8 protein-coding genes are annotated in these 9,315 nt (G+C 62.1%); 4 read left to right on the top strand and 4 right to left on the bottom strand.

Annotation, left to right across the window (positions count from 1 at the left end):
* Positions 1 to 552: 552 nt before the first annotated feature.
* On the bottom strand, positions 553 to 1,161 hold the full coding sequence (locus tag BI292_RS06335; RefSeq protein WP_092280175.1) for a lytic transglycosylase domain-containing protein: 609 nt from the start codon (positions 1,159 to 1,161) through the stop codon (positions 553 to 555).
* A 196-nt stretch (positions 1,162 to 1,357) separates the two neighbouring features.
* Between BI292_RS06335 and gspG the strand changes: the two genes are divergently transcribed.
* Both gspG and BI292_RS06325 read left to right on the top strand, forming a co-directional pair.
* On the top strand, positions 1,358 to 1,792 hold the full coding sequence (gene gspG, locus BI292_RS06330; protein ID WP_092280173.1) for a type II secretion system major pseudopilin GspG: 435 nt from the start codon (positions 1,358 to 1,360) through the stop codon (positions 1,790 to 1,792).
* A 14-nt stretch (positions 1,793 to 1,806) separates the two neighbouring features.
* Positions 1,807 to 2,994: a type II secretion system F family protein gene (locus BI292_RS06325; protein ID WP_101207340.1), complete on the top strand. Its 1,188-nt coding sequence runs from the start codon at positions 1,807 to 1,809 to the stop codon at positions 2,992 to 2,994.
* A 303-nt stretch (positions 2,995 to 3,297) separates the two neighbouring features.
* Here the strand turns inward: BI292_RS06325 and BI292_RS06320 are convergent, their stop codons facing one another.
* Complete coding sequence (locus tag BI292_RS06320) at positions 3,298 to 4,194, bottom strand: LysR family transcriptional regulator (protein WP_101207339.1); 897 nt, start codon at positions 4,192 to 4,194, stop codon at positions 3,298 to 3,300.
* Positions 4,195 to 4,354: 160 nt separating this feature from the next.
* Between BI292_RS06320 and BI292_RS06315 the strand changes: the two genes are divergently transcribed.
* Positions 4,355 to 5,374 carry an alpha/beta hydrolase gene (locus BI292_RS06315; RefSeq protein WP_101207338.1) on the top strand — a complete coding sequence of 340 codons (1,020 nt, stop codon included), beginning with the start codon at positions 4,355 to 4,357 and terminating at the stop codon, positions 5,372 to 5,374.
* A gap of 238 nt (positions 5,375 to 5,612) precedes the next feature.
* Positions 5,613 to 7,040 carry a mechanosensitive ion channel family protein gene (locus BI292_RS06310; RefSeq protein ID WP_101207337.1) on the top strand — a complete coding sequence of 476 codons (1,428 nt, stop codon included), beginning with the start codon at positions 5,613 to 5,615 and terminating at the stop codon, positions 7,038 to 7,040.
* Positions 7,041 to 7,253: 213 nt separating this feature from the next.
* Here the strand turns inward: BI292_RS06310 and ycaC are convergent, their stop codons facing one another.
* Entirely contained in the window at positions 7,254 to 7,880 is a 627-nt protein-coding gene (ycaC, locus tag BI292_RS06305) for an isochorismate family cysteine hydrolase YcaC (RefSeq protein ID WP_092280163.1), read from the bottom strand.
* A gap of 65 nt (positions 7,881 to 7,945) precedes the next feature.
* Positions 7,946 to 9,315, bottom strand: a 1,370-nt coding sequence (locus tag BI292_RS06300; RefSeq protein WP_101207336.1) for an amidohydrolase family protein, incomplete at its 5' end; no start/stop codon positions are given.

Below are 9,315 nucleotides of genomic sequence, written 5' to 3'. Positions count from 1 at the left end.
ATCTCACGACGGCTGCGCCGCCGAACGCAGCCTCGCCGGGGCTTGGCAGCTGCTACACGGGTTTGGCGCTGTCGCTGGACTTGTCGCACGGCCTGTAGCAGCTGCCGAGCTTTAGCGAGGCTGCGTCCGACGGCGCAGCGGTCGCAAACGCTGCGCACGTAATCTTCCAGGTTCACCGCGTTGGCCGATCTCACGACGGCTGCGCCGCCGAACGCAGCCTCGCCGGGGCTTGGCAGCTGCTACACGGGTTTGGCGCTGTCGCTGGACTTGGCGCACGCCTGTAGCAGCTGCCGAGCTTTAGCGAGGCTGCGTCCGACGGCGCAGCCGTCGCAAACGCTGTGCACGCAATCTTCCAGGTTCACCGCGTTGGTCGTTCTCACGACGGCTACGCCGCCGAACGCAGCCTCGCCGGGGCTTGGCAGCTGCTACACGGGTTTGGCGCTGTCGCTGGACTTGTCGCACGGCCTGTAGCAGCTGCCGAGCTATAGCGAGGCTGCGTCCGACGGCGCAGCGGTGGGGGTGGTTTTCCCCATTGTTGGGGTAATGCGGCGGTTACAGCGGTGCGTCCATTGCCAGGCCCTGCAAGCGCCGGTATTGGCGCAGGACGCTGGGCACATAACGCTGGGTTTCGGCGAACGGCGGGATCACCCCGCCACGGCTGAGCACCGCTTGCGGCCCGGCGTTGTAAGCGGCCACGGCGAGGCTGATGTCGTTGTCGAACAGGGTCAGCAAACGCTTGAGATAACGCGCGCCGCCCTGGATGTTGGCCTTGGGGTCGTAGACGTCGGTGACGCCCAGCTCGCGCGCGGTGTCGGGCATCAATTGCATCAGGCCGCCGGCACCTTTGGCCGAGGTCGCGTCGGCGTTGTAACTGGACTCGGCCTGAATCACCGCGTGCAACAGCGCCGCCGGCAATTGATTGGCCGTGGCCGCCGCCGACACCAGTTCGGCGTAGGGCTGGCGGGCGATCATTTGTGGTTGCTGATCCATGCTCAGCCGGGGCGCGTCAGGCTCCTGAATCACCCGTTCATAGTGGCGTCCGGGGCGGTGGACATTGGACAAGACGTAGCTGCCCTTGGCGTCCACCGAAACAAACACATCGGCCTCGGCGACGCCGGTCAGCAGCAGCGCGCCGAGCAATCCTGCAGTGAGTGCTTTCATATTTCATGCCTCCCCTGGCCGGCCCCGAAAAACGGGGCTTATGCCCCAATGGCCGGTAGTCAATCAGCCATACGCAAGCACTGTGCCGTCGCCGCCAAGCCGCGGATTAGGGGCGCTGGCGCGCAATCACCAAGCCTGAGCATGGCAATTGCATAAGCCTTGGCAGCGACCCTGCTGCCCACTGGATGAGGTCATCATGAATCAGCGTCCGTGCTCCGCCCCGCACTCGCAACGCGGGTTTACCCTGCTCGAATTATTGGTAGTGCTGGTGGTGCTCGGGCTGTTGGCCGGCATCGTCGCGCCGAAGTATTTCGCCCAACTCGGGCGCTCGGAAGTGAAGGTCGCCAAGGCGCAAATCGAAGGCCTGAGCAAGGCGCTCGATCTGTATCGACTGGAGGTCGGCCATTACCCGTCCACCGAGCAAGGCTTGCAGGCGCTGGTAATTGCGCCGAGCGATGAAACCCGCTGGACCGGCCCGTACTTGCAGAAAAAACTGCCGCAAGACCCGTGGGGACGCAATTACGCCTACCGCTACCCCGGCGAAAACGGCGAGTACGATTTACTGTCGATGGGCAAGGACGGCCAGCCCGGCGGTGAAGGCGAAAACGCTGAAGTCACTAACTGGCAATGACCGGAGCGACGCCCATGCGTTTTCATCTCAAAGCCGTCGGCAAGGCCGGTGTGGTCTCGATGTCGGTCGAAGCCCCGGGCCACAGCGAAGCCCGACGCATCGCCGAGGATCAGGGTTTGCGCGTGCTCAGCCTGCACGCCGAACGCCATTGGCGAGCGCTGCGTTTGCGTAAGCGCGAGACCTTTAACCTGGTGCTGTTCAGCCAGGAACTGACCACCCTGCTGAATGCCGGGTTGCCGTTGATTGACGCGCTGGAAAGCCTCGCGGAAAAAGAAACCGCGCCCCAGGCGCGCAAAACCCTCAGCGAGCTGGTGCGTTTGCTGTACGAAGGCAAATCGTTTTCCCAGGCGCTCGGCCAGTTGTCGGCGGTGTTCCCGCCGCTCTACGTGGCGCTGGTGCAATCGAGCGAAAAGACCGGCGCGATCGGCGATGCGCTGGGCCGTTACGTCAGCTATCGGCAACGCATGGATGAGGTTCGGCAGAAGATCGTCAGCGCCTCGATTTACCCGATGTTGCTGCTGATCGTCGGCAGCGGCGTGGTGCTGTTTTTGATGGGTTACGTGGTGCCGCGCTTCAGCCTGGTGTTCGAAGGTTTGGGGTCGAACCTGCCGTGGCTGTCGCAGATTCTCATGAGCAGCGGCATGTTTCTGCACGCGCATCAGGCGCAATTCTTTGGCGGCTTGGCGGCTATCGTCGTTGCCCTCGCCTTCCTCCAGCGCCAACCGTCGTTCCGCCGAGGCGTCGACCGGCTGATCGAAAAGCTCCCGGCGGTGCATCAACGCATCTTCATGTATGAACTGGCGCGGTTTTACCGCTCGCTGGGCATTCTGCTGCAGGGCGGGATTCCGCTGGTGACGGCGATGGGCATGGTTCGCGGTTTGCTCACCGTCGCCTCGCGCACTCGGCTTGATCAGGCCTGCGAGCGGGTGCGCGAGGGGCAGTCGTTGTCGGCGGCGCTGGAACTCAATCACCTGGTGACGCCGGTGTCCCTGCGCCTGCTGCGCGCCGGCGAACAGTCCGGCAACCTCGGACAAATGATGGAACGCAGCGCCGATTTCTATGACGAAGAAATCAGCCGCTGGATCGAGTGGTTCGTGCGCTTGTTCGAGCCGCTGCTGATGACCTTCATTGGCCTGCTGATCGGCGTCATCGTCATCCTGATGTACATCCCGATATTCGAACTGGCCTCCAGCATCCATTGACCACCACAACCCCCTGATTCACCCAAGCCCCGTAGGAGCTGAGCTTGCTCGCGAAAGCGGTGTGTCATCCGGCGAATGTGTTGATTGATCTGGCGCCTTCGCGAGCAAGCTCGGCTCCTACAGGTTTTGTGTCCGGGACAAACTTCGTATTCACAGCAAATCCCTGTGGGAGCGAGCTTGCTCGCGATGGCGGTGTGTCAGTCACATCTGCATCAACTGACCCACCGCTTCGCGAGCAAGCTCAGCTCCCACAGGTTTTGTGTCCGGCACAAACCTCGCTCCCACAGGGGAATGTGCCTGGCTCTACAGCACGCCCTGAGTCTGATCCAGCCGCTCACGCAAAAACTCGATAAACGCCTGCACCGGCCGCGAGCCCTGGCGGTGCTGCGGGTATACCGCGGATAACGTCAGCGGTTCGGGGCTGAAGTCTTCCAGCACTGGCACCAGCCGCCCCTCCTTCAGCGCCGCGCCGACGATGAACGTTGGCAGGTACGTGACGCCCATTCCGGCCACCGCCGCATCCCTCAACACATCGCCATTGTTGACCCGCATGCGTCCGGTGACGTTGACGGTCAGCGGTTTGCCCGGCCCATCGAAACGCCATTGCACCTGACGACCGTGGCCGTAGGGCAGGCAGTCGTGGTTGAGCAGGTCTTCGGGTTTGCTCGGCGTGCCGCGTTCGGCGAGGTAGTCGGGGCTGGCGCAGTACACGCGTTTGATCGAGGCGATGCGCCGGGCGATCAGGGTCGAGTCTTCCAGCACGCCGATGCGCAACGCCAAATCGTAGCCTTCGCCGAGCAAATCCACCGGGCGGTCGCTGAGGTCGACTTCGACGGTGACATCGCGATAACGCTGCAGAAACACCGGCAGCAAACACCCTAAATGCGCCAGTGCAAACGACAGCGGCGCGCTGAGGCGAATCGTGCCGCGTGGCTCGGTGGTTTGCCCGGCGATGCCCTGCTCCACCTGCTCGACTTCACCGAGCAGGCGCAACGCCGATTCGTAGTAGCTCTGGCCCAGCGGAGTGACGTCGAGGCGCCGGGTCGAGCGATTGAGCAAGCGCACGCCGAGGCGTTCTTCAAGTTGCATCAACCGGCGGCTGACGAATTGCTTGGACAAGCCCAGTTGGTCCGCCGCCGCAGTGAAACTGCCGGAGTCCATGACTTGGCAAAAAATACGCATATCTTCAAACGGGTTCATTGTCACGCCTTGGTTGACAGTCAAACACTTTATAGCTGCTTTTTCCCTTTCTGGCACCCGCTTAATCTGTGTCCACGGTGTTGCTGAGGCCTGGAAGCCAGCGCCAGCAGCAACCTGACCCTCAGGTAGACAATCTCAAACGACTAAAAAGGATTTACCCATGAACCTCGTCAAAAAGACCCTCGCCGCCTCCTTTCTCGCCCTCTCCATCGGCAACGCCTTCGCCGCTGGCAGCCCGGGTGTCGAGCACAACACCCAGGCATTCCTCGAAGCCCTCGCGGCGGGCGGTGGCAAACCGCTGGAGCAACTGAGCCCGAAAGATGCCCGTGCCGTGCTGAGCGGTGCGCAGAACTCGGTGAAAGTCGATCTGTCAGGCGTTGAAGTCAGCGAGCGTGCGATCAAGGTCGGCGAGCAAAACGTCAACCTGACCATCGTCCGTCCGGCCAAAGTCAAAGGTCAGCTGCCGGTGTTCATGTTCTTCCACGGTGGCGGTTGGGTGCTGGGCGACTACCCGACTCACCAACGCTTGATTCGTGACCTGGTGGTGGGCTCTGGCGCCGTCGCGGTGTACGTCAATTACACGCCGTCGCCGGAAGCGCAGTACCCGACCGCGATCAACCAGGCCTACGCCGCTACCCGCTGGGTTGCCGAGCATGGCAAGGAAATCGGCGTCGATGGCCAACGCCTCGCGGTGGCCGGCAACAGCGTCGGCGGCAACATGGCAGCGGTCGTTGCGTTGATGGCCAAGGAACAGAAAACCCCGGCACTGCGCTTCCAGCTGCTGATGTGGCCGGTGACCAATGCGCAGTTCGATAGCGCTTCGTACCAGCAATTCGCCGAGGGTCATTTCCTCACCAAGGGCATGATGAATTGGTTCTGGGACAGCTACACCAAAGACCCCGCCCAGCGTGCGCAGATCCATGCCTCGCCGCTGCAAGCGAGTGCCGAACAGCTCAAAGGCTTGCCGGCGGCGCTGGTGCAAACCGCCGAGTTCGACGTGCTGCGTGATGAAGGCGAAGCCTATGCCCGTCATTTGGATGCGGCGGGTGTGCCGGTGACGGCGGTGCGTTACAACGGGATGATTCACGATTTCGGGCTGTTGAACCCGCTGAGCCAGATTCCGGAAGTGAAGGCAGCGGTGCGGCAAGCGGCGTTGGAATTGAAAACGCATCTGAACTGAGGCCAGCGACCTTGCCACATTAAGCGATGTGGCGAGGTTGCTTGCCCGCCAATTCTTGTGGCGAGGGGGCTTGCCCCCGTTCCAGTGCGTAGCACTGGCAGGATTTCAGCATCGCTGGATATTTTTGGGGCCGCTTCGCAGCCCAACGGGGGCAAGCCCCCTCGCCACAGGCAAGCCCCCTCGCCACAGTTATCACTTGGCACAAAACCGCATCAAGCCGCCTTCCGGAGTTCCCGCCATGTCCCTCGTCTACGACCATCCGCTGTCCTGGAGTGCCCTGTTGCTGGTGATCGACGCCCTGCTCTGGCAGCTCGCGCCGTTCAAGCATCGGGTCACGCGCATCGGCCTGCGCCTGGCGCTGTTTGTGCTTTTCAGCGCGGTGATCATCAACGCCGGCGTCAGCCCCTTGCAGTCACCGCTGTTCGCCGATGACCGCGTGGCGCAACTTGGCGCCACGGCATTGGGGATTGTCTGGTGGCTGTATGCCGCGCGGGTACTCACCGAAGTCATCGGTCTGCTGCTGATGCGCCGCATCGGTCACAGCGGCCGGTTGCTGCAGGATGTCATCGGCGCGCTGGTGTTTCTGATCGCCATCGTCGCGGCCGCCGGGTATGTGCTGGAACTGCCGGTCAAAGGTTTGCTGGCGACTTCCGGGGTGGTCGCCATCGTGGTCGGTCTGGCGCTGCAAAGCACCTTGAGCGACGTGTTTTCCGGGATCGTGCTGAACACCACCAAGCCGTATCAGGTGGACGACTTTGTCGCAATCGACGGCGTCGAAGGCAAGGTGCTCGACATCGACTGGCGCGCCACTCATTTGCTCACCAGCGCCGGGACCATGGCGGTGGTGCCGAACTCAGTGGCGGCGAAAGCCAAGATCGTCAACCTGAGCCGACCGAACAACATGCACGGCGTGTCGATCAGCATTCACGTGCCCAACCATATTCGTCCGCGCCGAGTGCTCGATGCGCTGGATCGCACGCTGCAGGGCAGCAGCACGTTGTTGCTCAATCCGGCACCGAAAGCGGTGCTGAAAGAGGCCGGCGAAACCATGTCCGAGTACGTCGCCAGCGGCTTTATTGCCGAGTTGGGGAAAAAATCCGAAGTGCGCAATCAACTGTTCGATCTGGCGCATCGGCATCTGGAAGCGGCGGGTATTTCCCGGCAACTGGACGGCGTGATCGAGCCTTCGACCCGCGCTCGGGCATTGCTTGATGAGGTGAAAATCTTCCGTTCGCTCAGCGAGGATGAACGCGACCGCCTGGCGCAATCGATGGTCGCGCAGCAGTACAGCGCAGGCCAAGTGGTGCTGGAGCTTGATGAGGTGCCGGACAGTCTGTTCGTCATCGCCACCGGCGTGGTCAGCGCGACCGTACCTGATGGCGTCGGCCAAACCGAGGCTGGGCGCATGGGCCCGAGCGAGGTCATGGGCGAACAGAGCATCCTCACCGACACGCCGTCCCAGGCCTGCTTTACCGCGCTGACGTCGTGCATCATTTACCGCATCGACAAATCCCTGACCCGCGATTGCATGGCGCAACGCAATGAAGTCGGACGCGCGTTGAACAAGTTGCAAGCCGTGCGTCAGCAGAACAGCCGGATGGCGTTGATGACGGCACCGGTGCCGGTCAAGAAAGGAGGGTTTCTGGGGTGGCTGCAAAACCGCTGATCCACCACGCTTTTATGGGTGGCGTGGCTTTTGTGGGTGGAGTGGCTTTTGTGGCGAGGGGGCTTGCCCCCGTTAGAGTGCGCAGCACTCTCCATTGCGGGGACCGCTTCGCGCTCCAACGGGGGCAAGCCCCCTCGCCACACAGACCGCGCTTGGCTTAAACCGTAAGCAAGAAAATGCCCGCGCAATGGCGGGCATTTTTTACGGTGTGGCTTATTTTGCCGTCAGCGCCGAGTAGCTGTTCATCAGGTTGCGATAGTTCGGGATGCGCGGCGACAGCAGGTTGGCCAGGCCTTCCATGTCGTTGCGCCAGTCAACTTGCAGCTCGCAAGCCACCGAGAACCAGTTCACCAGTTGTGCGCCGGCGGCAGTCATGCGCGCCCAGGCTGCTTGCTGCACGGTTTCGTTGAAAGTGCCCGAAGCGTCGGTTACTACGAACACTTCAAAACCTTCCGCCAGCGCCGACAGGGTCGGGAACGTCACGCAGACGTCCGTCACCACACCGGCGATGATCAGTTGCTTGCGGCCAGTAGCTTTTACCGCTTTGACGAAGTCTTCGTTGTCCCAGGCATTGATCTGGCCTGGACGCGGGATGTACGGCGCGTCCGGGAACAGTTCCTTGAGCTCCGGCACCATCGGGCCGTTCGGGCCGCTTTCGAAACTGGTGGTGAGGATGGTCGGCAGTTTGAAGAACTTGGCCAGGTCCGCGAGGGCCAGCACGTTGTTCTTGAACTCGTTCGGCGAGAAATCCTGGACCAGCGAAATCAGGCCAGTCTGGTGGTCGACCAGCAAGACAACCGCGTCATCTTTGTTCAGACGTTTGTAAGGAACGTTGCTCATGTGAAACCCCTCGTTAGTGGATGGTGCTTAAGGCGCCGGCACCCGGCCGGCGCTTTGTTTGATCATCAGAAAGCAAAGCACGAGCAGCCGAAAGCGCCCCAGAAACCGGCGAAATCGCTGACCGGCGCATTCGACAGACGCGCCTTTTCGTGGCTGTGGGAGTGCACGCCACACGGCCCGCTGCAATGGTGAACCTGTGCCTGCATCGGCGATGTCGGGCGCCAGTGGCCGGGGACTTTCACCACCGGCGACCAGTCCGGCAGCACCGGCACACTGGCCGGGCCGAGTTTTTCGAAGTCGCCGGCGGCGTACACCACTTTGCCGCCGACCACGGTCAACACCGACTCGATCCACTTGATCGCTTCTTCATCGACACTGAAAAAATCGGCGCTGAGTGCCGCAACGTCCGCCAGTTGCCCGACCTTGATCTGGCCTTTTTTGCCCTGCTCGGACGAGAACCAGGCGCTGCCGTGCGTGAACAATTCCAGCGCGGTCAACCGTGGCAAACCTTCGGCGTGCAGCTCGAGACCGCCGACGGTGCGGCCGCTGACCATCCAGTACAGCGAGGTCCAAGGATTGTAGCTGGACACCCGCGTGGCGTCGGTGCCGGCGCCGACCGGTACCCCTTCGGCCAACATGCGCTTGATCGGCGGCGTCGCTTCCGCGGCTTTGGCGCCGTAACGCTCGACGAAATATTCGCCCTGGAACGCCATCCGGTCCTGAATCGCAATGCCGCCGCCCAGCGCCCGCACCCGCTCGATGTTCTGCGGCGTGATGGTTTCGGCGTGGTCGAAGAACCACGGCAAACCGTTGAACGGAATGTCGCGATTGACCTTCTCGAACACGTCGAGCATGCGGCTGATGGATTCGTTGTACGTGGCGTGCAAACGGAACGGCCAGCGCTGTTCAACCAAGTGGCGAACCACCGGTTCCAGCTCCTCTTCCATGGTTTGCGGCAGGTCCGGGCGGGGTTCGAGGAAATCCTCGAAATCGGCTGCGGAGAACACCAGCATTTCCCCGGCGCCGTTGTGCCGCAGGTAGTCGTCGCCCTGGTGCAGGGTCACGCTCGACGTCCAGTTCTTGAAGTCGGTGAGTTCTTCCTTGGGCTTCTGGGTGAACAGGTTGTAAGCAATGCGCACGGTCAATTGGTCATCTTTTGCCAACTGTTCGATGACTTGGTAATCGTCCGGATAATTCTGGAAACCGCCGCCGGCATCGATGGCGCTGGTCAGACCGAGGCGATTGAGTTCGCGCATGAATTGGCGGGTCGAGTTGACCTGATATTCCAGCGGCAACGTCGGCCCTTTGGCCAGCGTCGAGTACAAAATCATCGCGTTCGGCCGCGCCACCAGCATGCCGGTTGGCTCGCCGTTGGAATCGCGAACGATCTCGCCGCCCGGCGGGTTCGGCGTGTTACGCGTGTAACCGGCGACCC

The sequence above is a fragment of the Pseudomonas sp. 43NM1 genome, from assembly GCF_002836905.1.
GTDB lineage: Bacteria > Pseudomonadota > Gammaproteobacteria > Pseudomonadales > Pseudomonadaceae > Aquipseudomonas > Aquipseudomonas prosekii.
The sequence above is the reverse complement of the archived record's forward strand: the minus strand, read 5'-3'. Positions and strand labels throughout refer to the sequence as shown.

What these genes read in the sequence shown, in the direction of transcription:
- BI292_RS06335 (WP_092280175.1), bottom strand. Translation starts at nt 1,161, where the DNA reads ATGAAAGCACTCACTGCAGGATTGCTCGGCGCGCTGCTGCTGACCGGC.
- gspG (WP_092280173.1), top strand. Translation starts at nt 1,358, where the DNA reads ATGAATCAGCGTCCGTGCTCCGCCCCGCACTCGCAACGCGGGTTTACC.
- BI292_RS06325 (WP_101207340.1), top strand. Translation starts at nt 1,807, where the DNA reads ATGCGTTTTCATCTCAAAGCCGTCGGCAAGGCCGGTGTGGTCTCGATG.
- BI292_RS06320 (WP_101207339.1), bottom strand. Translation starts at nt 4,194, where the DNA reads ATGAACCCGTTTGAAGATATGCGTATTTTTTGCCAAGTCATGGACTCC.
- BI292_RS06315 (WP_101207338.1), top strand. Translation starts at nt 4,355, where the DNA reads ATGAACCTCGTCAAAAAGACCCTCGCCGCCTCCTTTCTCGCCCTCTCC.
- BI292_RS06310 (WP_101207337.1), top strand. Translation starts at nt 5,613, where the DNA reads ATGTCCCTCGTCTACGACCATCCGCTGTCCTGGAGTGCCCTGTTGCTG.
- ycaC (WP_092280163.1), bottom strand. Translation starts at nt 7,880, where the DNA reads ATGAGCAACGTTCCTTACAAACGTCTGAACAAAGATGACGCGGTTGTC.